The organism is Kitasatospora sp. NPDC089509, from assembly GCF_044749365.1.
Classification (GTDB): domain Bacteria; phylum Actinomycetota; class Actinomycetes; order Streptomycetales; family Streptomycetaceae; genus Kitasatospora.
The window spans coordinates 412,645-435,223 of sequence record NZ_JBIVHS010000003.1 but is presented as its reverse complement, the minus strand read 5'-3'; the positions used below and the strand labels follow the sequence as shown (position 1 = coordinate 435,223).

General features: G+C 73.0%; 16 protein-coding genes. 9 read left to right on the top strand and 7 right to left on the bottom strand.

Translation table 11 applies throughout. From position 1 onward, the window contains the following. Nucleotides 1–34 precede the first annotated feature (34 nt). A complete protein-coding gene (locus ACIP4P_RS08275) occupies nucleotides 35–1,051 on the top strand; it encodes a zinc-dependent alcohol dehydrogenase family protein (RefSeq protein ID WP_400915967.1) in 1,017 nt (338 codons plus the stop codon). 44 nt (nucleotides 1,052–1,095) lie between these two features. After that, nucleotides 1,096–1,512, top strand: coding sequence for a cupin domain-containing protein (locus tag ACIP4P_RS08270; RefSeq protein WP_400915965.1), 417 nt, complete (start codon nucleotides 1,096–1,098; stop codon nucleotides 1,510–1,512). 46 nt (nucleotides 1,513–1,558) lie between these two features. On the opposite strand, the gene ACIP4P_RS08265 is transcribed toward ACIP4P_RS08270, so the two are convergent. Beyond that, nucleotides 1,559–2,920: a lipase family protein gene (locus ACIP4P_RS08265; RefSeq protein WP_400915963.1), complete on the bottom strand. Its 1,362-nt coding sequence runs from the start codon at nucleotides 2,918–2,920 to the stop codon at nucleotides 1,559–1,561. A gap of 279 nt (nucleotides 2,921–3,199) precedes the next feature. Next, the gene (locus ACIP4P_RS08260; protein WP_350518707.1) at nucleotides 3,200–3,403 is read right to left on the bottom strand and encodes a hypothetical protein; all 204 of its coding nucleotides are present in this window, start codon (nucleotides 3,401–3,403) and stop codon (nucleotides 3,200–3,202) included. A gap of 110 nt (nucleotides 3,404–3,513) precedes the next feature. On the opposite strand from ACIP4P_RS08260, the gene ACIP4P_RS08255 reads away from it, so the two are divergent. Both ACIP4P_RS08255 and ACIP4P_RS08250 read left to right on the top strand, forming a co-directional pair. Continuing rightward, nucleotides 3,514–4,605 carry a DUF5937 family protein gene (locus ACIP4P_RS08255; RefSeq protein WP_400915961.1) on the top strand — a complete coding sequence of 364 codons (1,092 nt, stop codon included), beginning with the start codon at nucleotides 3,514–3,516 and terminating at the stop codon, nucleotides 4,603–4,605. 72 nt (nucleotides 4,606–4,677) lie between these two features. Next, nucleotides 4,678–6,465: an FAD-dependent oxidoreductase gene (locus ACIP4P_RS08250; protein ID WP_400915959.1), complete on the top strand. Its 1,788-nt coding sequence runs from the start codon at nucleotides 4,678–4,680 to the stop codon at nucleotides 6,463–6,465. Between the two features lie 10 nt (nucleotides 6,466–6,475). Here ACIP4P_RS08250 and ACIP4P_RS08245 read toward each other — a convergent pair whose 3' ends face one another. Both ACIP4P_RS08245 and ACIP4P_RS08240 read right to left on the bottom strand, forming a co-directional pair. Further along, nucleotides 6,476–7,087, bottom strand: coding sequence for a class I SAM-dependent methyltransferase (locus ACIP4P_RS08245; RefSeq protein ID WP_400915958.1), 612 nt, complete (start codon nucleotides 7,085–7,087; stop codon nucleotides 6,476–6,478). An 83-nt stretch (nucleotides 7,088–7,170) separates the two neighbouring features. Further along, nucleotides 7,171–7,590, bottom strand: coding sequence for a hypothetical protein (locus ACIP4P_RS08240; protein ID WP_400915956.1), 420 nt, complete (start codon nucleotides 7,588–7,590; stop codon nucleotides 7,171–7,173). A 304-nt stretch (nucleotides 7,591–7,894) separates the two neighbouring features. On the opposite strand from ACIP4P_RS08240, the gene ACIP4P_RS08235 reads away from it, so the two are divergent. The 3 genes from ACIP4P_RS08235 to ACIP4P_RS08225 all read left to right on the top strand — a co-directional run bounded on the left by ACIP4P_RS08235 (nucleotide 7,895) and on the right by ACIP4P_RS08225 (nucleotide 9,058). Then, the gene (locus ACIP4P_RS08235; protein ID WP_400915954.1) at nucleotides 7,895–8,254 is read left to right on the top strand and encodes a hypothetical protein; all 360 of its coding nucleotides are present in this window, start codon (nucleotides 7,895–7,897) and stop codon (nucleotides 8,252–8,254) included. Between the two features lie 129 nt (nucleotides 8,255–8,383). Then, entirely contained in the window at nucleotides 8,384–8,644 is a 261-nt protein-coding gene (locus ACIP4P_RS08230) for a ribosomal protein L7/L12 (protein ID WP_400915952.1), read from the top strand. Between the two features lie 3 nt (nucleotides 8,645–8,647). Continuing rightward, entirely contained in the window at nucleotides 8,648–9,058 is a 411-nt protein-coding gene (locus tag ACIP4P_RS08225) for an NUDIX hydrolase (RefSeq protein WP_400915950.1), read from the top strand. Between the two features lie 64 nt (nucleotides 9,059–9,122). On the opposite strand, the gene ACIP4P_RS08220 is transcribed toward ACIP4P_RS08225, so the two are convergent. Further along, a complete protein-coding gene (locus ACIP4P_RS08220; protein WP_400915948.1) occupies nucleotides 9,123–11,210 on the bottom strand; it encodes an ArnT family glycosyltransferase in 2,088 nt (695 codons plus the stop codon). A 524-nt stretch (nucleotides 11,211–11,734) separates the two neighbouring features. Here ACIP4P_RS08220 and ACIP4P_RS08215 point away from each other — a divergent pair. Beyond that, entirely contained in the window at nucleotides 11,735–13,516 is a 1,782-nt protein-coding gene (locus ACIP4P_RS08215; protein WP_400915946.1) for an ABC transporter transmembrane domain-containing protein, read from the top strand. After that, the gene (locus ACIP4P_RS08210; protein WP_400915945.1) at nucleotides 13,513–15,270 is read left to right on the top strand and encodes an ABC transporter ATP-binding protein; all 1,758 of its coding nucleotides are present in this window, start codon (nucleotides 13,513–13,515) and stop codon (nucleotides 15,268–15,270) included. Before ACIP4P_RS08215 ends, ACIP4P_RS08210 begins: the two co-directional genes overlap by 4 nt. Before the next feature lie 111 nt (nucleotides 15,271–15,381). Here ACIP4P_RS08210 and ACIP4P_RS08205 read toward each other — a convergent pair whose 3' ends face one another. Next, nucleotides 15,382–16,485 (bottom strand): ricin-type beta-trefoil lectin domain protein, encoded by a 1,104-nt coding sequence (locus tag ACIP4P_RS08205; protein WP_400915943.1) that lies wholly within the window; start codon nucleotides 16,483–16,485, stop codon nucleotides 15,382–15,384. Nucleotides 16,486–16,570: 85 nt separating this feature from the next. Beyond that, complete coding sequence (locus ACIP4P_RS08200; RefSeq protein WP_400915941.1) at nucleotides 16,571–22,366, bottom strand: PA14 domain-containing protein; 5,796 nt, start codon at nucleotides 22,364–22,366, stop codon at nucleotides 16,571–16,573. Between the last annotated feature and the right edge of the window lie 213 nt (nucleotides 22,367–22,579).

Sequence of the window (22,579 nt, the reverse complement as noted above, 5' to 3'; positions counted from 1 at the left end):
CTTCCCCTCCACCATCTGACGTGAGGACGTTCCCATGCGCGGAGCAGTGATCCACGCCCCTGGCGATGTGCGCTTCGAGACCCTGGACGACCCGAGGGTCCTCGCTCCCACCGATGCGATCATCCGCACGGCGGTCACCTGCGTCTGCGGCTCCGACCTGTGGCCCTGGCGCGGCCTGGACGCGACCGACGCGGCCCACCCGATGGGCCACGAGTACGTCGGCTTCGTCGAGGAGGTCGGTTCCGCGGTCACCGGCCTGCGGCCCGGCCAGTTCGTCGTCGGCTCGTTCGCGACCTCGGACAACACCTGCGCCAACTGCCGCAACGGCTGGCAGTCGAACTGCCTGGAGCGCGAGTTCATGTCCACCTGCCAGGCCGAGTACGTACGGATCCCGAACGCCGCCGGCACCCTGGTCGCCACCGACGGCGTGCCGGACGAGGAGTTCTGGCCGGGCCTGCTGACCGTCTCCGACGTGCTGGGCACCGGCTGGTACGCCGCCGACGCGGCCCAGGTCCGCCCCGGCTCCACCGCCGTGGTCGTCGGCGACGGCGCGGTCGGCCTGTGCGCGGTGATCGCCGCGAAGGAACAGGGCGCGGAGCGGATCATCGCCATGTCGCGCCACGAGAGCCGGCAGAAGCTCGCCCTCGAATTCGGCGCCACCGACATCGTCGGCGAGCGCGGCGAGGAGGGCGTCGCCCGGATCAAGGAGCTGACCGGCGGCATCGGCGCCGACAGCGTGCTGGAGTGCGTCGGCACCGCCCAGTCCATGCGGCAGGCCCTGCACTCGGCCCGGCCCGGCGGCAGCGTGGGCTTCGTCGGCGTGCCCCACGAGGTCGCGATCGACGGCCAGGAGCTGTTCCACTCCCACGTCGGCCTGCGCGGCGGGCCCGCCCCCGTCCGCCGCTACCTGCCCGACCTGATCGACCGCGTGCTGACCGGCCGGATCGACCCCGGCAAGGTCTTCGACCTCACCCTGCCCCTGGAGCGGGTCGCCGACGGCTACCGCGCTATGGACGAGCGCCGCGCGATCAAGGCCCTGCTCAAGCCCTGACCTGACCCCATCGACCCCGCACCCACCCCGAGGACGGACACCCCGTGCAGATCACCCGCAGCTCGATCGACACCCGCAAGGGCCCGGCCGACTGGTTCACCGGCGACGTCTACCTCGACGCCGTCGCCGCCGCCCTCGCGCCCTCCCGGGTCACCGCCAACCTGGTGCACTTCATGCCCGGCGCCCGCACCCACTGGCACCGCCACCCGCTCGGCCAGACCGTCTTCGTCACCGAAGGCGTCGGCCTGTGCCAGCGCCGAGGCGGCCCCGTCGAGGTCATCCGCCCCGGCGACCGCGTCCTGTTCGAAGCCGACGAGGAGCACTGGCACGGCGCCGCGCCGAACCGCCTGATGGTCCACCTGGCCATCAACGAGGGCGACGCCGACCACGACGTCGTCCACTGGCTGACCCCCGTCACCGACGAGGAGTACACCACCGCACCCGCCGCCGACTGGCAGTGACCGGTCCGGCAGCCGGGGGCAGCGGCAGCGGCTCGGGTCCGGAGGGTCAGCGGCTCGGTGCGGGCTGCTCCGGGGCGAGGGAGTTGCCGGCCGGGATGTGGCCGCAGTCGGAGGGCGCGGGGCGGCCGGCGAAGCGGTCGTTCAGCCAGCCGAGGGCCTGCGGGGCCCAGACGACGGGGACGCCGAAGTGGCTCAGCGCGTCGTACTGCTGGTACGAGACCGCTCCGGTGCCGGTCGCGCAGTACTGGCGGGCGAGCGCCCGTACGTCCCCGGCGACCATCACGCCGTCGCCCGTGCCGATGCCGGCCGGGTTGCCGAAGGTGCCCTCCAGGACGCCGCCGTTGCCCTGGGCGATGTAGCCGGGCGCGGTCGGGGTCGGCGCCGAGCCGAGGTTGATCCGGTTGGCGGCCGTGACGTAGGGCTCCACCGAGTTCGGGTCGGCGTACTGGGGCTTGACGATCGCCTGCCAGGTCAGCCCCGGGTAGTGGCCGAGGCCGTCGACGAGCGAGGCGTGCTCCAGCTGACGGTAGACCGACCGGCCGTAGTCGTTCAGGTAGGGCGTGAGGTCGATGTCGTACGAGCGCGCGACCCCGGTCAGTGCCATCGGGATGATCCCGCTCCAGACCAGCGAGCCGTTCATGTACTTGACGTTGTGCGCCGGGTCCACCATCAGCCCGCCCTCGGCGTAGCCGACCAGTCTGGCGTTCACGTCGGGCGCGTAGCTCGGCGCGAGCGCGGCCGCCCAGTTGGTGGCGATGGCGCCGCCGGAGTACCCGAGCAGCCCGACGCGGGTGTCCGCGGTCAGACCGGTCGCCTGGGATCCGGTGGCGGCGCGGATCGAGTCCAGGGTGCTGGTCCCGTACTCCGGCCCGGCCCCGAAGTCGGCGCTCTGGCCCTCGGTGTCCGGGATCACCACGCTGTAACCCTGGGCGAGCAGCGGCACCACGAAGATCGCCTCGACGTTCGGGATCAGCCCGCCGATGCTGAGGTTCCCGGCCACCGCCCGGGAGGGGCCGTCCTCCGGGTTGAGCGAGTCGTAGAAGGACTGGTAGGAGACGGCCTTGCTGCCGTCCCCGGTCAGGCTGCGGAGCACGGTGGTGACATTGGCGACCGCGCGCCCCTGGGCGTCGGTGGTGCGGTAGAGCAGCTGGACCGCCGTGACCGGGGTGGGCAGCCCCAGGACGTGGTACGGCAGGGTGCGCGTCCTGAGCACGGTGCCCGGCGCGAGCGAGGCCAGCGGGGTGCTGCCGTCGTAGGCGTAGAAGGGGTCGCTCGGGGCGGCGGCAGCCGAGCGCGCGGCGGTGGAACGCTCCGCCGCCGAGGCCGGGCCGACCGCGACGGCCGTGACGGTGGCGGTCAGGGCGGTGGTGACGGCGGCGGCGAGCAGCCTGGACGTGCGCTTGCGCATGACTCCCCCGGGTGGCTGGGATTCCTGACGGTCCGTCCGGACCGTCGGGAGACGTCTACCACCGGGTTCGTGTTACCAGCCGGTAGGAATCGTCCCGGAGAACATCATGGCGAGGGCCGGGCGCGCTGTCCCCGGGTGCGACCACAGAAATTCCCGCGGCGGTTTGTGACGGATCACAAGGCGCCCCCGTCCGCACCGGTGCGCCCCCTTCCACGCCGGCGCGCCCCCCGTCCACGGAGTGGCCCCTTCCCCGGGGCGGCCCCTCCGCGCGGCCGCCCGTCAGCCCTGGACGCCCAGCCAGCGGCGGAAGGCGAAGCGCAGGCGGCCGGGGACCGGGCGGCCGGCGACGACCGCCTCGAAGCGGCGGTGCTCACGGGCGGCCCGGAGCACCGCGAGGTCGTGGGTGCCGGGGACGGGCGGGGCCGCCTCGCCCTGCTGGGCGGCGCGGTAGCTGTCCACGAGGTGCTGCTGCAGTGCGTTCATGCGCCCACCGTGCACCACGGCCGTCCCGCCGGTCCCGTCGATTGACAACCCCCGTCAAATGACGACCCCCCGGTAAATGCCCTGGTCACCCCACCCGGCACCATGGAGGGGTGAGCGTGACGATCGACATCACCGGACTGCCCCACGAGCGGATCACCTTCGGCCCCTCGCCGCTGGCCGAGCTCGGCAACGCGCTGCACGCGCTCGCCGAGCCGGCCCACCACCCCCGGCTGCACGCCTGGACGACGGCGACCAACGGCTCCCTCGAACCGGAACTGGCCGGCCGGATGCTGGAGGCCGACTTCATGTGGCGGTCGACGCGCGCCGACTTCCTGATGCCCGCGAGCCCCCGGCCCACCCTCGCCGAGGAGCTGGACGACCTCGACCGGATGGACGACGAGGGCTTCGTCGCCACCGCCCTGGAGATCTCCTGCAGCTCCCGGCACTACCCCAAGGGACTGCCGTCCCCCCTGGTCGACCCCTGGGCCCGGCGCCGGGCGCTCGACCTGGCGGCGGCCCGCGGCCCGCACCAGGCCGCGTTCGTCGAACGGATGCTCGCCGACCCCACCGGCACCCGGGCGTGGATCCGCCGGCTCCTGGAGGACTGCGACCGGGCGTTCTTCGCCGACACCTGGCGCCGGGTCCACGTCCAGCTCACCGCCGACGCCCAGCAGAAGAACGACCTGCTGCGCCGCCAGGGCCTGGCCGCGGCGCTCACGGCGGCGTCACCGGCGCTGAGCCTGGAGGAGGACGAGCACGGCAGCCGCATCGTCGTCGACAAGCTGGTGCACGGCCGCACCGACGCCCGCGGCCGCGCCGTCACCCTGATCCCCAGCGTCTTCGGCTGGCCGCACCTGTTCACCCTGTACGGGCCGGGCTGGCAGCCCGTGATCCAGTACCCGGCCGCGGCCCACGAGATCGGCGGCGCCGAGCCCGTGGAGACGGTCAAGCTGCGCCTGGACGCGCTGACCCACCCGATGCGGATGAACCTGTGCCGCAACCTGGCGCGCGCCGCGTACTCGACGAACGAGCTGGCCGACGCGTACGGCCTCACCGCCCCCGAGGTCTCCCGCCACCTCTCCGTCCTGCGCAAGGCCGGGCTGCTGGTCACCCGGCGCCGGGGGCGCTACGTCCTCCACCAGCTCGACATCTCCGTGGTGGCCCGGATCGGCAGCGACTTCCTGGAGTCCGTCCTGCGCTGACGGTCCGGCGGCGGGTACGGCCGGGGCCGGCCGTACCCGGCGCCTAGGCGGGCTCGTTAACGGATCATGCGAATGATCACAACGGCCGCCCACAGCCGGCGCGCCCTGCTCACCACGGCGGCCGGGGCCGCCACCGGCCTGGCGCTGACCTCCGCCGGCCCGGCCCGGGCCGCGGAACGGCCCGACGGGCAACCGGGGCGGCGGGTCGCCGTGCTGGGTGGCGGGGTCTCCGGGTTGAGCGCGGCGCAGGAACTGGCCGAGCGCGGCTACCTGGTGACGGTCTACGAGCGCAACGACGTGCTGGGGGGCAAGGCCCGCAGCATGGACGTGCCCGACACCGCCCGGGGCGGCCGGCGGCCGCTGCCCGGCGAGCACGGCTTCCGCTTCTTCCCCGGCTTCTACCGCAACCTGCCCGACACCCTGCGCCGGATCCCGCTGCCGGCCGGGGCGGCGGGCCGCACCGTCCACGACAACCTGGTCAGCGGCACCGAGGAGCTCTTCCCCCGCGCCGCTGGACGGCCGGCGCTGCGGCTGCCGTTCCGTACCGTGACCACTCCCCCGCTCCTCCAGGAGCTGCTGCCCGACGCGCTGCTGCAGACGCTGACGGGCCTGCTGGACACCGCCCTGCACCTGCCGGCCACCGAGGTGGCGTACTTCGCCAACCGGCTGCTGGTCCACTTCACCAGCTGCGAACGGCGCCGTGACGAGCAGTGGGAGCGGGTCCCGTGGTGGCGGTTCATCCGGGCCGACGAGATGTCGTACGACTACCAGCGGCTGCTCGGCGTCGGCCTCACCCGCAACCTCGTCGCCACCAAGGCCGAGGAGGCCAGCACCCGCACCGTCGCCCGGATCCTCCAGGCGTTCGTCTACAACGTCCTGGGCCAGGGCTGCGACGGGGAGCCGGACCGGGTGCTCAACGCCCCGACCAGCGAGGCCTGGATCGGCCCCTGGGAGACCCGGCTGCGCGCCCTCGGCGTTCGGTTCGAACTCGGCTCCGAGGTGGAGGAGTTGACGTACGAGGGCGGCCGGATCACCGGCGTGCGGCTGCGCGACGCGGCCGCTCCCGTCGTCGCCGACCACTACATCAGCGCGATGCCGGTCGAACACGCCCGTGCCACCTGGGGCCCCGCCCTGCGCGCCGCCGACCCCCGACTCGCGCGCTGCGACCGGCTGCGCACCGACTGGATGGTCGGCGTGCAGTTCTACCTGCGCCGCCGCACCCCGATCGTGCACGGCCACGTCGACCTGGTCGACTCGCCCTGGTCCGTCACCTGCATCGGCCAGGCCCAGTTCTGGCCCGGCCGGGACTTCCGCCGGGACTACGGCGACGGGCAGGTGGCCGAGTGTCTCTCGGCGATCGTCTCGGAGTGGAACATCCCGGGGATCGTCTACGGCAGGCCCGCGCTCAAGTGCACCCGCGAGGAGGTGGTGCGCGAGACCTGGGCCCAGCTCAAGGACTCGCTGAACAGCGGCGGCCGACGCGTGCTGGACGACGCGGACCTGGTCACCTGGTTCATCGACCCGGCCGTCACCGGCCTCGGCGGCCCGGCCCCGGCCAACCGCGAACAGCTGCTGGTCCACCCGGCGGGCACGCTCTACGACCGCCCGCCCGCCGCGACCGCCGTGCCCAACCTCTTCCTGGCCGGCGACTACGTCGCCACCGACATCGACCTGGCCACCATGGAGGGCGCCAACGAGTCCGCCCGCCGCGCCGTCAACGCCCTGCTCGACGACGACGGCTCACCGGCCCCGCGCTGCACCGTGTGGCCGCTGTACCGGCCGCCGGAGCTGGCCGCCCTCCAGCAGGAGGACGAGGCCCGCTACCGCCGCGGCCTGCCGAACGCCCTCGACCTGGGCTGACGACGGGGCGTCAGGCGTCGATCGGGCGCAGCACCGCGTAGTACGCGAACGGCGGACCGTACAGCCGGGCGACCCGCAGCCCGGCTGCCTCCGCCAGGCTGATCAGCGAGGACGGCCGGATCTGGTGCCGGTCGAAGAACTCGCCGACCACCAACCGTCCGAACGGCTTCAGCGACCGGCGCAGCTCGGCCAGCGTACGCGCCGGATCCGGGATCTCGCCCAGCGCCGTCACCAGGTAGGCCGCATCGAACGAGCTGTCCGCGAAAGGGAGTTGATGTGCGTCGGCACGGTTCGGCACGATGTTGCCGACGCCCTGCCCCTTGGCCCGGCGGCCCACGTGGTCGAGCATCTCCTGCTGGATGTCCACGATGTCCAGCCGGCCGTTCGGGCCCAACTGCGGTGCGACGTGCAGCGACTGCAGGCCGGTTCCGGGGCCTATCTCCAGGATCCTCTCGCCCTCCCGGGCCTGCAGCACGTGGTCCAGCCGCTTCAGGGTCAGGAACGGCAGCGGCAGGTCGAGCAGCCAGCGCTGGGAGTACGGATACGGCGCGGAGTCGGTGAACCACCAGGTGGCGACGGCGGCGGCAGCGCCCGCGCCGATCAATGCCCGTGAATGCCCCATAATTCCTCCATGAATGTCCGATGTGGCCATCTGAGCAGTTTCTGACGATCCATCAGTTATGTTGGTGTGCATCCCTCTTCCGCTCAGCGGCCCGGCCGAGGGAAGGTCCGGGTCGCGAGAACCGCGCAGGCCGCCGCCAGCGGCAACTCGGCGAGGACCGCCATCACCACCGCCGATGTGAGGTCCGAGCCCGGGGCGGCCGTCATGGTGTCGAACCAGGCGTCGACCAGCAGCACGGCCGAGGTCGCGGCGGAGGTCAGGCAGGCCCGGCAGTCGCCGCGCCTGAGGAGCAGTCCGGTGGAGAACAGGCCGAGCGCCTCGGCGCTGTCCAGACCCGTCCATGTCCAGGCCCAGTGCGAGGCCTGATCGGTGGCCGGCAGCCCGGTGTGCAGGAAGACCAGCCAGGGGATCATCGCCAGCCCGAGCACGGTGAGGACCGTGGCCGCCCGGCGAAGCAGCAGGGGGAACGCCGAAGCGGCCACGAGCATCGGCGGATTCGTCATGCCCTGAACCTAGGAGCGGACCGTGATCCGGCGCGTCGGCCGACGGATGTCACCTCTCCCCCCGGGCCATCGGCCCGGCGGTGTACCGACGCGTACATCCCCGGGGCGACGCGCGGACCGTGGACGGTGAACAGCACCCGGCAGTGCGGGGCGCGTCCGGAAGGCAGCCTCCTTCTTCTTGATTACCGCCACACGATCTTGTCGAGTCCATGTAATTTTTGCTGCCGATGACGCCGAACCTCGGCGGGGGCGGGCTGCACTACGGGTCCCGGCGCCGTCGAGCCTTCATGCCAGGAGGTTGTCCATGAAAAAAATGCTCGCCGCAGTCGCCATGACCGGTGTACTGACCCTGGCCGCGCTGGCCGGCACCGCTACGACCGCCAGCGCGACCGACAGCTACCCCGGACCGATCGGCGCGTTCTCCACCAGCACGGACTGCAGCAACTACGTCGCGGCTTCCGGCAAGTGGGGCGCCTGGGACTGTGAGCAGGTCGGCGGCGCCTACCCCGGCTGGTACGCGATCACCGGCCTGTCCAACGGCTACGGCCCGTACACCTCCAGCACGGGCTGCGGCAACTACGTCGCGGCTTCCGGCAAGTGGGGCGTCTGGGACTGTGAGTACGTCGGCGGCGCCTACCCCGGCTGGTACATCTTCATACCGTAATCGTGCGGCGCCACCTGTGGCGTGCCCGAGATCAGTGAGCCCAGATAGTAGGGCACCGGGTGGGTCCGCCGGACGGCGGACCCACCCGGTACGGAGCTAGGCTCTCAACGGGTCGGCGGATGGAGGGACATGGACGACGACGGGTATGTCGCACTGGTCTGCGACAGCGTGCAGTACAGCGTCGTGCTGGCCGATCCCGGCGCCCGCACCATGGACGTGCTCAAGGAGATCCGTCGGCTCACCGGGCTCAGTCTGTGGCACGGCAAACTCCTCATCGGGCAGCTTCCCGCGACAATTCTCGACGACCAACCCGAAGACACGGCTCGGGCAGCTGCCGGCACTCTTCGCGACGCCGGTGCAGTCGCCCAGGCCGTTGAACAGGACAGCTGAGGGATGCTCCCGCGGTCGGACGGGCCGCCAGGGGTCGCTGCCGCGATCGTGATCCGAGCGGGTCGGGTGCTGATGGTCCGGCGCCGGGTCGGCGAGGGCCGGCTCGTGTGGCAGTTCCCGGCGGGCAAGATCGAGCCCGGCGAGTCTCCCGAGGAAGCGGCTGTCCGCGAGACCGCGGAGGAGACGGGGCTGGACGTGGCCGCGATCAAGGTCCTCGGCGAGCGCGTCCACCCGGAGACCGGTCGGTGGATGTCGTACACGGTCTGCGGGATCGTCGGCGGCACCGCTGCCGTCGGTGACCCACGGGAAGTGGACGCACTGGCCTGGGTGGCACTTGCGGAGATCCCCGAGTACGTCCCGTACGGGATCTTCGAGCCGGTGCGGGCCTACCTGGATGTCGCGCTCAAGGACTGAGTGAATGGCTGTGGGCGACCACCGACTGGTGGCCGCCCACAGCGGCAACCGGGCGGGGCGGCGGTCAGGCCGTGGGGGTGCAGTGGTAGAGCTGTCGGCCGGTCGACGGCGGCAGGCCGGGTACGTCGGTGGCGGGGACCGGGGTGCAGGAGGCGCGCACCCAGGAGTGGACCTCGGCGGCATCGGCGGTGCCGGGGGCGCGGTCGGCGTCGAGCAGGACGTAGCGCAACTCGCCCTTGCCGATGAGTTGTTGGACCTCGGGCAGGGTGGGTGAGGGGGCCGAGCCGCTGAAGCCGCCCATCGGGAGCACCTCGTCGCCGGTCGCCAGGATGAACGGTGAGGCGGCGCTCCAGCTGGAGGCGGCGAAGAGGTAGCGGGCGCCGTCCCGGTGGGCCTGGAGGTAGTCGTAGAGGGCCCGCGCGGGCGCGGTCAGGTGTTCCGAGGAGGCGCCGAACCCGCCGCCGAACCCGCCCGTGCCGAACCCGCCGCCGTGCCGGGTGCCCGGCGCGGTCATCGCGGCGGCGGCGCCCTGCGTCGACGTGTGCCGCCCGCCCCCGGAGGGGCCGACGGTGCCCATGCCCGAGGCGCCGTACGCCGAGGTCAGCACCGACGACGCCCAGGCGGCCGGCGCGACCAGCATCGCCGCGACCCCGGCCAGCAGCCCGACCGGCGCGAACCCCCGCCCGGTGACGCGCTTGAGCGCGACCGCCGCCAGCAACGCCAGCGCCACCGCACCCAGGCCGACCACGGTCGGTGCCAGCCACGGCAGGAAGGCCGGGAACTCCCGGGCCAGGTGGGCCGACCAGGCGACCGTCCCGGCGATCGCGACCGGAAGCGCCCACGCCCGGGCGCCGCCCTCGCGGAAGCCCCGCCACAGCAGGACCGTTCCCGCGCCGCCCAGGGCCGCGAGCGGAGCGGCGATCACGCCCATGTAGTAGCTGTGGCCGCCGACGCTGCCCGCGCTGAAGACCAGGAAGAACACGCCCAGCCAGGCGCCCCACAGCACGTACCCGGCCCGCAGCACGTCGGTGCGCGGCTCGCGCCGCCGCCAGGCCAGCCCGCAGGCCAGCGCGACGGCGGCGAGCGGGTAGAGCCAGCCGGTCTGCGGGGCGAACTGCGCGCCGAACATCTTCGTCCAGCCCCCGTCCTTCCCACCGCCGCCACCGCCAGGGCCCTGGGAATCCTGCGCGGCCTGGGCGGGCTCCGCGTTCTGCGGTGTGGACGCACCGCCGACGCCACCGCCACCGCCCCGGACCGCCTGCACGCTGCCCGTCTGCGCCGCGCTCATCCCCAGCGCGGAGAACCGGTTCAGGAAGTTGTAGCCGACCACCATGCTGAACGCCGAGTTGTCCGTCGTGCCGTCCACGTACGGGCGGTCCTGCGCCGGGGTCACCGTGACCGCCAGCATCCACGAGGCCGACACCACCAGCGTCACCAGCCCGGCCAGCGCGACGTGCCCGACCCGCCGCCGCAGCCGGGCCGGCGCCGCGAGCAGGTACACCGCCGCGAGCGCGGGCAGCACCGCCCACGCCTCCAGCATCTTGGTCTGGAACGCCAGCCCCACCCACACCCCGGCCAGCAGCAGCGGACGCAGCCGCGCCGTGTGGGCGGCCCGCTGCGCCGCGTCCGCCGCGAGCAGGAGCAGCAGCGTGAAGGCGGCGTCCTCGACCGCGGTGCGGAACAGGCCGGCGGCCACCGGCGTCAGGGTGAGGGCCGCGGCCGCGAGCAGCCCCGCGTCGGCCCCGGCCCACCGCCGCACCACCCGGTACATCACCAGGACGGACAGCACGCCCTCGACCACCTGCGGCAGGGTCAGCGCCCACGGGTGGAAGCCGAAGACGCGCGCCGACAGCGCCTGCGGCCACAGGAATCCGGGCAGCTTGTCCAGCGTGATCGTGCCCGCCGGGTCGAACGACCCGAAGAGGAAGGCCTTCCAGCTCTCCGTCATGCTGCGCACGGCGTCGGCGTAGAAGGCGTGGTACTGGCTGTGGTCGATGTTCCACGTGTACAGCACGGCGGCGAGGGTCGCGATGGCGAGCAGCGCGGGCCGTGCGTAGCCCGGCTGTCCGTCGGGTGACGTCCACGGGGCCCGGCGGCGCCGCGGCCGGGTGGACGGGCTCCGCCCGGGCGCGGTGAGGAGATTGATGGCCATGGTGGGCACTCTCGGACGCGTCCATGAGAGACCCGCCGGGAGGCGCCCCGGTTTGGCGATGTCTATACCCGGGGCGCACCGGTTCGGCCTACCCCGCCTTCGGCGGAGCGTGCGCGGATCGAACAGGTGCGGGCCTCCGGCCGAGGACGGCCCGGCAGGGGCCGGGGCGGTCGCCGGGGACGGGCCTGCGTGCGGTGTTCTGACGGACCGACAGTGATCGGCTCCAGGCCCGACTCCCCGTCCCGCAACCGGTTCGGCCCGGTGTTGACAAGCCCGCGGGGCTCGAAGAGGATGAGTCCGATCTTGGTGTAGTGCACACGCCACAATCTCGCTCCGCACGACCGGTCGTGCGGAGCGTTCTTGTCTCCGCCGGAGCCGGCCGGGTTCCGAAGCCGCTCCGGCGCGCAGCGCGTCCGGGTCCGCGTCCGCGTTTGCGTCCGCGTCCCGGACGTCGCGGCCCCTCCGACCGGGAGTGCTCCCCGTGGCGCGTCGGGCCCCAGCACACCTACCCAAGGACGAGCGAGATGACCGACGGACCAGACCTGCCCACGGGTACGCGCCGGATCCCGTACACCGACCCGGGAACGCCGGACCACCGCAGCCCGCTGCGGTTCCTCTGGTGGCTCGTGTCGATGCAGCGCAAACGGGTGCTGCTCGGCGCGACCTGGGGAACCCTGTGGATGTGCGCCCTGATGCTGCCGCCCTACCTCATGTCGCGGACCATCGACGACGGGCTGCGCGGGCGCGACACCGGATCCCTGGTCGGCTGGGTGGCGGTGGTCCTCGCGGTCGGGGCGGTCATCGCCGTCCTCGGCATCCTGCGGCACCGCACGATGACCTTCATCCGGGTCGACGCCGCCTACCGGACCGTCCAGGTCATCACCCGCCACGTCAACCGACTGGGCACGACGCTGCCGCGCCAGGTGTCGGCCGGCGAGCTGACCCACCTGCAGGCCGGTGACATCGGCCGGATCGCCCAGACCCTGACCATCACCGGGCCCGGTGTCGGTGCCACCATCGCGTACCTCGCCACGGCCGTCCTGCTGGTGCGGATCTCCGTGCTCCTGGCCGCGGTGATCCTGCTGGGCGTCCCGCTGCTGGCCGTCACCGTCGGCCCGCTGCTGGAGAAACTGCACGGCGCCGAGGGCCGGTACCGCGAGGAGCAGGGGGCGCTGACCGCCCTCGCCGGGGACATGGTGGCCGGGCTCCCGGTGCTGAACGGCATCGGCGGCAAGCCGATGTTCGCCGCGCGCTACCGGCAGCGCTCCCGGGACCTGGTGCCGCTCGGCTACCGGGTGGCCTCGCTGGCCAGCTGGGTGCAGGCGTTGGGCGCCTGCCTGCCCGTCGTCTTCCTCGCCGTGGTGATCTGGCTGAGCGCCCGGATGGCGGCGACCGGCGACATCACGGTCGGCGAACTCGTCGCCGTCTACGGATACGTGGCGGCCCTGCTGGTCCCCGTCACGTTCTTCATCGAGGGCGCCGACGACCTCCCGCGCGGACTCGTCTCCGCCCGCCGGGTCATCGACATCCTGGCGCTGCGGCCCGAGTCGTCCCGCGAGCGCACCCGCACCGAACCGCCCGCCGGAGCGGCGGAACTCCACGACCCGGAGTCGGGCCTGGTGCTGCGGCCCGGGCTGGTCACCGCCCTGGTCTGCGCGCGGCCCGACGAGGCCCGCGCCGTGGTGGACCGGCTGGCCGGCTACACCGACTCCTACGCGACCTGGGGCGGCACGGACGTGTCCGACTGGGAGCCGACCGCGCTGCGCCGGCACGTCCTGGTCTCCGACAACGAGTCCTACGTGTTCGGCGGCACCCTGGCCTCCGCGGTGGACGTCCGGGGCGGGTGCACGACCGCGCAGATCGAGCGCTCGCTGCACGCCGCGGCGGCCGAGGACATCGTCGACCTGCTGCCCGGCGGCCTGGACGCGCCGCTGGAGGACCGCGGCCGCAACGTCTCCGGCGGCCAGCTCCAGCGGCTGCGGCTGGCCCGGGCCCTGCTCGCCGACCCCGAGGTGCTGCTGCTCGTCGAACCCACCTCGGCCCTCGACGCGCTCACCGAGGCCGCCGTCGCCTCCCGGATCGGCGCGTTCCGCGCCGACCGGACGACCCTGGTGGTCAGCACCTCCCCGCTGGTCCTCGGCCGGGCCGACCAGGTCTGCCACCTCGTGGACGGCAAGGTCCGCGCCGTGGGAACCCACGGCGAACTGCTCGCCGCCGAACCCGCCTACGCGGCCCTGGTCCTCCGCGGCGACGCCGAGACCCGTCCCGATACCACCACGGAGCCCCAGGAAGGACCGGCCCGATGAGCCACGACGACGTCCGCCGACTCCCGATCGCCGACAAGGCGACCGTCCGCAGGGCCAGTTGGCGTCTGCTCGCCGACGACGGCCGGGCGATGTCCGGGGTCCTCCTGCTCACCTGCCTCGCCGCGCTGGCCGGGGTCGCCGGGCCGTGGCTGCTCGGCCGGATCGTCACCCGGGTCGAGAACGGCGAGCTGACGGCCGGTCAGGTCGACGGGCTGGCGGCGACGGTGCTCGGCTTCGCCCTCGCCCAACTGCTGCTGACCCGCTACGCCCGCTACCTCTCGCACCGGTTCGGGGAGCGCGCCCTCGCCCGGCTGCGGGAGGAGGTCGTCGACCGCACGCTGGCACTGCCCGGACGGTACGCGGAGCGGGTGGGCACCGGGGACCTGGTGACCAGGTCCTCCCTCGACGTCGGCACGGTGGCCGCCACCCTGCGCAACGCGGCCCCGGACGTCTTCATCGCCGCTGTCCAGGTGCTGTTCATCTTCGTCGCCGCGTTCCTGCTCGACCCGCTGATCGGACTGTGCGCCCTGGTCAGCCTGCCGATCGTCTGGGCGGTGAGCCGCTGGTACCTGAGCCGGGCCCGGGAGGCCTACCTCGCCGAGGGCGCCGCCGCCGGCGGGGTCACCGAGGCGCTCAACGCGACCGCCCACGGCGCCCGCACCGTCGAGGCGTTCGGGCTCGGCGCCCACCAGGACCGCGTCGTCGACCGGGCGATCGACTCCGCCTACCGGGCCGGCGTACGGACCCTGTTCCTGCGCACCGTGCTGTTCCCGGTCACCGAGTTCGCCCACTCGCTGCCCATGGCGCTCATCCTGCTGGTCGGCGGCCTCGGCTACCTCGACGGCGCGGTGGGCCTGGGCACCGTGGTGGCCGGCAGCCTGTACATGTGGCAGCTGGTCGACCCGCTCGACCGCGCCCTCAACTGGGTGGAGCAACTCCAGCGCAGCGGGGCCTCGTTCGCCCGGATCAAGGGCGTCGGCCTGGTGTCCGAGGAACCGCCGGTGCTCGACCGCCGGCCGTCCGACGACCGGATCGAGGTCGGCGGCGTCCGGTACGCCTACCCGGGCTCGCACGACGTGCTCAAGGACATCGACCTGGTCGTCCGGCCGGGCGAACGGCTGGCGATCGTCGGCCCGTCCGGCGCGGGGAAGTCCACCCTCGGCATGCTGCTGGCCGGCGTCGACGCGCCGGACGCGGGATTCATCCGGGTCGGCGGCGTGCCGGTCGCCGACCTGGCGGCATCGGGCGACCTGCGCGACCGGATCGTCCTCATCACCCAGCAGCACCACGTGTTCGTGGGCACCCTGCGGGACAACCTGACCATGGCCGCCCCGGCGGCCGGCGACGACGAGGTCCTCGCCGCCCTCGCCCTGGTCGAGGCCGACTGGGCGCTCGACCTCCCGGACCGGCTGGACGCCGCCCTCGGCGCCGGCGGCGTCGAACTCGACGCCGCCCAGGCCCAGCAACTCACCCTCGCCCGGGTCCACCTGGCCGACCCCCACACGCTGATCCTCGACGAGGCGACCTCCCTGCTGGACCCGACCACGGCGCGGCAGGCCGAACGGGCCATGGCCGCCGTGCGCTCGGACCGGACGGTCGTCTCCATCGCCCACCGGCTGCAGACCGCCCACGACGCGGACCGGGTCGCCGTCATGGAGTCGGGCCGCATCGTCGAACTGGGCACCCACGACGAACTGGTGGCCGCCGGCGGCTCGTACGCGGCGCTGTGGGAGTCGTGGAACGGGGAAGGCTGAGCCCCCTGCACCGGGGCCTGACCGGGTCCGTCCCGTGACCACCGCCGCGCCGGAGGACCGGCCGAGTGGACGGCCGGTCCTCCGGAGCTCCCGCGTACGGGGTCGATACCGTTACGTCCCGGCGCAGTTGGTGAACGTGGGCCTGGTCCGGGCGCTGTAGATGCTGGCGCCGCCGTTGGTGTCGTACTTGAGCGGCACGGTGATGGTGTCGTCGGCGGTCCACGGGAAGCCCTGGGCGTCGAACGTGAAGGTGCCGGTGGCCTTGGTGGCCAGCTCGGACAACGTGACCCAGCCGTACTGGCGCGGGGGCACGCTCACCGTCAGCTTGCTGCCCAGCTCCTGCTTGAGGTCCACCGTGGTCGCGCCGTTGATCTCACCGGTGATCTCCGCCTCGACCTTGGCGACACCGAAGTCGCCGGTGAGCTTCAGGCTCCCGCCCAGCTTGAAGCCGATGGTGTTGCTCCACCCCGTGGTGGTGCTCAGCGAGAACTCCCACGGGATCGTGGTCGAGGTGTCGTTGAACCAGATCGGGGAGACGCACGCCTCCGGCAGCGTGAACGGCGGAGTCTGACTGGTCGTGGACCAGGCGCAGGTCGCCGTGTCCTTGTTGCACCGGGCGGCCGCGTAGTCCACGGCGACGTTCCACGCCGTCTGGTAGACCTCGGCGGGCAGCGTCCACTGCTGGTACGGCGTGTTGTCGCAGCGGTAGGTGTAGGCCCAGTTGTCGTTGCCGGGCGGTATCTGGACGGTCAGGCAGGTGTTGTCGCCGACCTGGCGGAGCCTGAACGCCTTCTGCGCCGAGCCGGCGACCGGCTGGAAGTACCACTGCTCGGACGCCCGCCCGTCACAGGGCTGCTGCCGCAGCTGGTAGCGGGCGGTGGTCAGGTCCATGCACTTGCCGGTGGTGTTGTTGACGATGGCGAACCCCGAGCCGAAGCTCATGCCCGTGTTGATCCGCCACGTCGTGGCGGACCCCGGCGCCGGGCTGACGGAGATGGCCGCGTTGTCGTCGTAACTGCCGTCCAGGACGTCCAGTTGCTTGCCGTTGCTGACGTTGGTGAACGACAGCTGGACCAGTGCCGTCAGGTTCGTCTCCGCCGGGGGCGCGGCGGTGGCCGGGGCGGCGCCGACCCCCAGGGCCGCGCCCAGCAGCGCGGCGACGACGGTCGCCACCCGCCACAACGATCTTCTCTTCCCGGCTCTGGTGCTGGTCATGCGGGTGGTCCCTTCCTGATGGGTGTTCCGGTCTCACGACGGGCGGCCGAGGGTTCGGACGGCCGAGGGTTCGGACGGCGTTCCGCTACCTCCTGAACCTCCTGGTCGCGTCCTTGGCCGCGATCCCCACACGGGCCGCTGCGGCGCCGGCGACCACCGCCGCGGTGAGGCCGGTCGGATCGACGTGTGCGTGGACGAGGGTGTCCACCGCGTCCACGCGTGAACTGGACTCTTCCCTGGTGGACGTGGCCCCCACCTCGTGCTCCGCCACGGTGTCGACCGCCTTGCGTTCCCCCGTGCCGTTGATGCGGCAGGCCACGCACTCCGTGAAGGGGCTGGGGCCGTGTATGGGGCAGGCGACGTTGTGGACGAGGAGGAAGTGGGCGCCGACGCGGACGTGGTAGGTGTGGATGCGGCTGACGCTGAGGTTGTAGACGGTCTGGTCGGCGATGTCACCGCGGTCGTGGAGCACGGTGACCCGCACGACGCCGCCGTTCGACGGGTCGCGGACGAGGTCGCCGGTCCTGAGGCTCCCGGCGTCCACCCAGCCGCGGTCCTGGACCCAGAAGGGGTGGCCTGCGGTGGCGGTGATCGTGGCTTGTCCCGGGCCCTCGACACCGATGTCGACCAGGTGCTTGACGCCGTGGCCGACGATGACCCCCGCGACGGGCTCGCCGGCGGTGGTGTCGGTGGCCGGGTCGGTGGCCGCGACCTCCTCGCCCTCGTGGACCTCGCTGATCGGCTTCGTGCTGCCGTCGGCCATCTCCACCAGGGTGTCCGGGGAGAACGAGTTGCACTTCTCGACGGCTTCGGCGGCCCTGCCCAGCGTCGAGGCCTCCTTGGCGGCGTTCTTGGCCACGGTGGTGGCGAGTTTGCCGCCGGGGATCATGCCGAGCGCGTCCATGGCCGCGGCGGCCTTGTTGCCCTGGGCGAGTTGGCCGGCCGCGGCCAGCCCGGAGGACACCGTCCCGATCGGGCCGGGTACATAGGCCACCACCTCGGCCGCGGTGGTCGCCACGTGGACCACCGACTTCCAGGAGAACGTTCCGGCCAGGTCCAGTCCGTTGACCGGGTCGGCGTTGACGTAGTCGTAGTCGTTGGCCGACCCGCCCGCCACCGGGTCCTTCTGCAGGAACCGGCCCAGCACCGGCAGGTAGACGCGGGCGCCCATCTCGATGGCCTGCTGTCCGGCCAGGTGCTCCACCGGCCGCTCGTGCTGGCCCAGCCACCCGAAGTCCATGCCGCCGGCCGCGGTGGCCGGGATCGGGACGTCGGCGAACGCGCCGGTCGTGGGGTCGATGTTCTGCCCGAACGGGTCGTACAGGTGCAGGGCACCGGTGCGGGCGGCGGTGCCGTCGGCAGTGAACAGGACGTCGCCGTGGATGTTGGGGTAGGACCAGTTGGTGGTGGCGGTCCTGTCGTAGTTCTTGGTCAGCAGCACCCCGCCGGGCAGCGCCACGATCCGCTGTAGCAGGGCGCCCTGCTCGTCCAGGACCAGGTCCGCGTCGTCGTGCTTGGAGGTGTAGGCGTAGCGGGTGATCCCGTTCTTCGACGGGTCGGCGGATCCGGTGACGGTCCGGCGGGTCAACCGGTCGGCCGGGTCGCGGGTGTAGGCGATGGTGGTGCCGCTCGCGGTGGTGGTGGAGACGTGGCGTTTGGTGGAGTCGTACCCCAGGGTGTCGTCGCCGATCTTCACGGCGTCACCGCGGGCGTCGTAGCCGAACGCCAGCGCGAGGCCGCCGTTGGTCGCGGTGAGCCGGTCGGCGCCGTCGTAGCAGTAGGTGGTGGTGACCGCGGCGGCGCCGTCGCGGCTGTCGGTGGACGCGGTGCGGTTGGTGTTGAGTCCGGTGCTGCCGGCCGGCCCGCAGCCGCCGGCCGGGTCGAAGCGGTAGGTGAGTTGGTGGTGCGGGACGCTCGCGGCGACGAGCCGGCCCACCGGGTCGTACGTGTAGGAGTAGCTCGCGGTGGTCCTGCCGTTCTCGGTCACCGCGTCGTCGGTGATGCGGTTGTCCCGGGAGCGGGTGACGGTGTCGACCACGGTGGACGCCACGGTCTTCCACGCCAGCGCCGTGGGCTTGCCGGAGTCGTTGCGGGTCAGCGAGTCGAGGCGGGATCCGTTGCCGTAGGCGACGGCGGACAGTTCGGCCGCGGTGGTGTAGGCGGGGGTGGCGACGACGGTGCCGTCGACCTTGACCTGGGTCAGCTGGTTGGCGTCGTTCCAGGCGTAGGACACGGTGCTGGTCACGCCCTTGACCGTGGTGGTGTCGGTGGTCAACCGGCCGACCTGGTCGTAGGTGGAGGTCGACGTGACACCGTTGGCGTCCGTGTAACCCACCTCCTGGCCGAGCAGGTCGATCGTGGTGGTGATCGACCCGTTCGCGTCGCCGGCCTTCGAGACGAGCGGGTCGCCGCCGACCGCGTAGTCGTAGTCGACCGTGCGCGCCGGCTTGTCCCCGAAGGCCGGGAAGACCTTCCGGGTCACCTGTCCGCGTGCGTCGTAGCTGGTGCAGCTCCAGGGCTCGTCGTTGACACGGTCGGCGACGACACGGCCGGCCTCGTCGTAGACCGTCTCGCTGGTGAGCGCCGGCCCGCTGCCCGGCTTGGCTCCGGTGCTCGTCCTGGTCATGCCGGCCTGGTTGGCGGCCGGGGCGTTCGGGTCGCACGGATTGGCGCGGGTCTCGGCGTCGCCGTAGTACGTGGTGGTGTCGCGCCGGTCGGGGTCGGTGACGTCGCCGGCCGGGAGCGCTTCGGCCAGCTTGCGCAGGTATCCCGTGCCCGGCCGTTCGTACGTGGAGCGGGCGGTGAGGCTGAGCCCGCCGGGGTCGGCCGTCGCGGACACCTTGAGTCCGTACACCGGGTCGATCCCCGCCGCCGGGTCCGAGTAGCTGCTCGCTCCGCGCTTGGACGGCGCCCGTTCCGTGCCGCCGCCGGAGGTGTCTTCGGTGGTCGTACCCGTCGCCCAGCCGTACCGGGGCGCGAGGCTGGCCCCCGGCACCGGTACCGGGGCGCCGGTGCCGGGCGGGGTCCAGGTGAAGGCCAGGGCCCCGGTCGTGCCGGAGCGGTTGTAGTAGTCGACGCGGACCCGGTGCCAGCCGCCGGCCGTGGTGTTGACGTACTTTCCGGTGACCGCGCCGGCGGGTTTGTCGCTCCAGCTGTCGACGGTCAGGACGTCGTCGACCCACAGCCGGACGCCGTCGACCGCGGTGAACCCGAGGCCGTACTCCCCCGTGGCCGGGAACTGCACCTCACCGGTGAAACGCGCGGACCAGCCACCGGTGTTGGGCACCGGCGGACTCGTTCCCCACGATCGCGACAGCGCCCCGTCGGCGGCGCCGACCCCGGTGGCGAACACCGTCGGGACCCCCGCCAGTTCCGGGTTGTCGTAGAAGGCGGCCGACAGCCCCACCAGGCCCTCGTCATAGGTGGTGCGGGTGTGCGGCATCGTCGCCGCGCAGGCGGCCGTCGGGGTCTGACCGGTGAAGCAGGACGCCGGTGCCGGACCGTATTTGTCGACCGGGCGGTCGGCGTGGTCGTAGACCGTGGTGGAGCGTCGGCCGGCGCTGTCGACGGCCGCGGTGGCTTGGTCCTTGGTGTTCCACTCCGCGGCGATGCTCGCCCCGGTGAAGTCGGTGGTGACCAGGGTGCGGCCGGCGTCGTCGTAGGTGACCGTGCGGGAGCGGGTGGAGTCGTACACCCCGGCCAGGGCCACGGTGGCCTGTTTGCGCTCCAGGTAGTACTGGTAGAAGTGCTCGGCCCGCAGCGCGCTCGTGCGGCCGTCCGGAGCCGGTGCCAGCACCTGGACCGCGCGCAGGGCGGGCGGTTCCTGGGGTTGTTCGGTCACCGAGTCGTAGCCGATCACCGTGCAGGCGGCGGCGATGTCACCGGTGTTGGTGCACCCGTTCTCCGTGGACGGGGCCTGGCGGGCCACCCAGTCGTAGGCGAGGCTGCCGCGGAGGGTGGCCAGCGGCCCGATGCTGTCCAGGGCCTTCTGCTTCTCCTCCTCGTTGTCGCCCGCCTGGTCGTAGCGCTGCCTGGCCGAGGCCCGGCCGACGTAGTCGAAGTCCTGCATGACCGCGCCGGGGTTCTCGATCCGGGCCAGGGTGCCCAGTTGGTACCAGAGCCGGGTCTCGCTGCCGTCCCAGTAGCGGATCCGGCAGAGCATCTGCGGCGGGGCCGGGTCGGAGCCCGGCGGACGGGACACCCCGCCGTAACAGCCGTCGCTGCCGTCGGTGTTGTAGAACAGCCGGTGCGAGCGGCCGGAGACCGGGTCCTTGATCTCCGTCAGCCGTGGCGGCGTCCCGCTGTAGACGTACTGCAGGGCGGCCGGCTTCTTGCCGTCCAGGACCGACTCCACCGCCGCCAGCGTGCCGTCGGGGTTGAACAGCGACACGGTGTCGCCCTCGGTGAGGGTGATCCGGCCGGAGGTGTCGAAGGCGAGCACCCCGTCCTCGCCCACCGGCGGCGTGTAGCCGCCGGTGGAGGCCTTGGCCCAGGTGTGCTTGGCACCGGATCCGTCGGTGAGCACCACCGAGCCGTCCAGCATCTCGGCCCGGCTGTAGCCGCTGGACTGCGCCGACAGCGTCCAACCGGCCGGCAGGGCCTGCGAGTCCGCGGACATCAGCCATTCCGTCGGCACGATCCTCGGGTCCAGGTTGTGGCTGCGCTGGCCGTCGGCGCCGATGCTGCTCTTGGCCCACAGCACCATGCGCGGGCGCTGGTCGGAGTGGTGGTACAGCTCGACGCGGATCGGCATCAGCTGGCCGGCCTTCAGCGCGACCTCCTGGGCGCGGTGCGGGCCGGGCAGCAGGAAGTCGTCGGCGGGCTCGGCGGGGCCGGGGTTGTCGTAGACCAGGGTGTCGCCCAGCCAGATCCGGGCGCCGTCGGTGTGCGCGCCGGCGAACCGGAAGTCCCCGGTGACGGGGGCCTTGAACTGGCCCTCCCAGCGCACCACGAACCAGTTCTTGTCCAGGGCGGGCGGCATCGGGTTGTCACGCCACGGCAGGTTGTCCGGGTTGCCGGTGAACGGGATGCCCCAGTCCAGGTTGACCTGGGACTCGCCGCGCACCATCACCGGGGTCGCGTCCGGGGTGCCGGTGTGCCGGGAGTCGTTGAAGTAGGAGGCGCGGACGCCGTGCGGGGCGCCCTCCCGGGAGTTGTAGGCGAGGTTCACCCCCGCCGATCCGCCGACGGTCCGGAACGCCGGGCCGGCGGCCTCGACGTGCGCGTTGCCGTTGAACAGGTTGACCGTCACCGGGCCCAGGTGGTCGGTCGGGGCGGGCCCGGGGTCGCCGACCCGCTGGTTGACGGTGAAGTGACCGACCCACTGCGGCGGCGTCGCGGCCGGGTCGCCGGACATCGCGGTGGCCGCCGTCCAGGTGTACCGGCCGCCGTCGTGCAGCACGTGCTTGGGGACGGTCCACTGCGGCTGGTCGAGGCACCCGGAGTCCACCACGCTGCCCGAACGGCCGTCGAACCCGGTGGAGATCTTGAAGCAGTACAGGACGCCGTCACCGGCCGCGGCCACCTGCAGCGCCGGTGTCTCCGTCCCCACCACGGCACCGTCGACCGGGGAGACCAGGGCGGTCTGCGGCGCCGCCGGGGCCGCGGCGCGCGCGGCGGCGTTCGCGGACCCGTGCGCGGCGGGCCGGGGCTGCCCGTCGGCCGCCAGCGGCGCGAAGTCGGCCTTCGGCTGCGGAAGTTCGGCCTGCGGCGGCGGCTCGGCCACGGACCGGACCGACGACACCGACGGGTCCGACGGGACCGACAGGATCGGCAGGTCCCGCGGCACCGTCCGGGCCGCCGTGGCCGCGGCCGCCTGTTCCGGGGGCAGGCCCGCCGCCTGGACCAGCGAGGCCAACAGCACCGTCGCCACCGCGAACACGACCCACCGCCACCACGACCGCGCGCTCGACCGCGCTCCCGACCGCGTTCCCCCGACACCTCTGGCCAAGGCCCCTCCAACGCCGTCGACGTCCACCGCACCCGCGACATGGCAGGGCGCGGCTCCGCCGTCTCCCCGTCCCGGCCGAAAGGCCCGGGCGACGACCGAATCGTCCACGACCGGTGGGCCCCGGGGAACAGGTGCCGTACGGCT

What these genes read in the sequence shown, in the direction of transcription:
- ACIP4P_RS08275 (WP_400915967.1), top strand. Translation starts at nt 35, where the DNA reads ATGCGCGGAGCAGTGATCCACGCCCCTGGCGATGTGCGCTTCGAGACC.
- ACIP4P_RS08265 (WP_400915963.1), bottom strand. Translation starts at nt 2,920, where the DNA reads ATGCGCAAGCGCACGTCCAGGCTGCTCGCCGCCGCCGTCACCACCGCC.
- ACIP4P_RS08260 (WP_350518707.1), bottom strand. Translation starts at nt 3,403, where the DNA reads ATGAACGCACTGCAGCAGCACCTCGTGGACAGCTACCGCGCCGCCCAG.
- ACIP4P_RS08250 (WP_400915959.1), top strand. Translation starts at nt 4,678, where the DNA reads ATGATCACAACGGCCGCCCACAGCCGGCGCGCCCTGCTCACCACGGCG.
- ACIP4P_RS08245 (WP_400915958.1), bottom strand. Translation starts at nt 7,087, where the DNA reads ATGGGGCATTCACGGGCATTGATCGGCGCGGGCGCTGCCGCCGCCGTC.
- ACIP4P_RS08240 (WP_400915956.1), bottom strand. Translation starts at nt 7,590, where the DNA reads ATGACGAATCCGCCGATGCTCGTGGCCGCTTCGGCGTTCCCCCTGCTG.
- ACIP4P_RS08235 (WP_400915954.1), top strand. Translation starts at nt 7,895, where the DNA reads ATGAAAAAAATGCTCGCCGCAGTCGCCATGACCGGTGTACTGACCCTG.
- ACIP4P_RS08230 (WP_400915952.1), top strand. Translation starts at nt 8,384, where the DNA reads ATGGACGACGACGGGTATGTCGCACTGGTCTGCGACAGCGTGCAGTAC.
- ACIP4P_RS08225 (WP_400915950.1), top strand. Translation starts at nt 8,648, where the DNA reads ATGCTCCCGCGGTCGGACGGGCCGCCAGGGGTCGCTGCCGCGATCGTG.
- ACIP4P_RS08220 (WP_400915948.1), bottom strand. Translation starts at nt 11,210, where the DNA reads ATGGCCATCAATCTCCTCACCGCGCCCGGGCGGAGCCCGTCCACCCGG.
- ACIP4P_RS08215 (WP_400915946.1), top strand. Translation starts at nt 11,735, where the DNA reads ATGACCGACGGACCAGACCTGCCCACGGGTACGCGCCGGATCCCGTAC.
- ACIP4P_RS08210 (WP_400915945.1), top strand. Translation starts at nt 13,513, where the DNA reads ATGAGCCACGACGACGTCCGCCGACTCCCGATCGCCGACAAGGCGACC.
- ACIP4P_RS08205 (WP_400915943.1), bottom strand. Translation starts at nt 16,485, where the DNA reads ATGACCAGCACCAGAGCCGGGAAGAGAAGATCGTTGTGGCGGGTGGCG.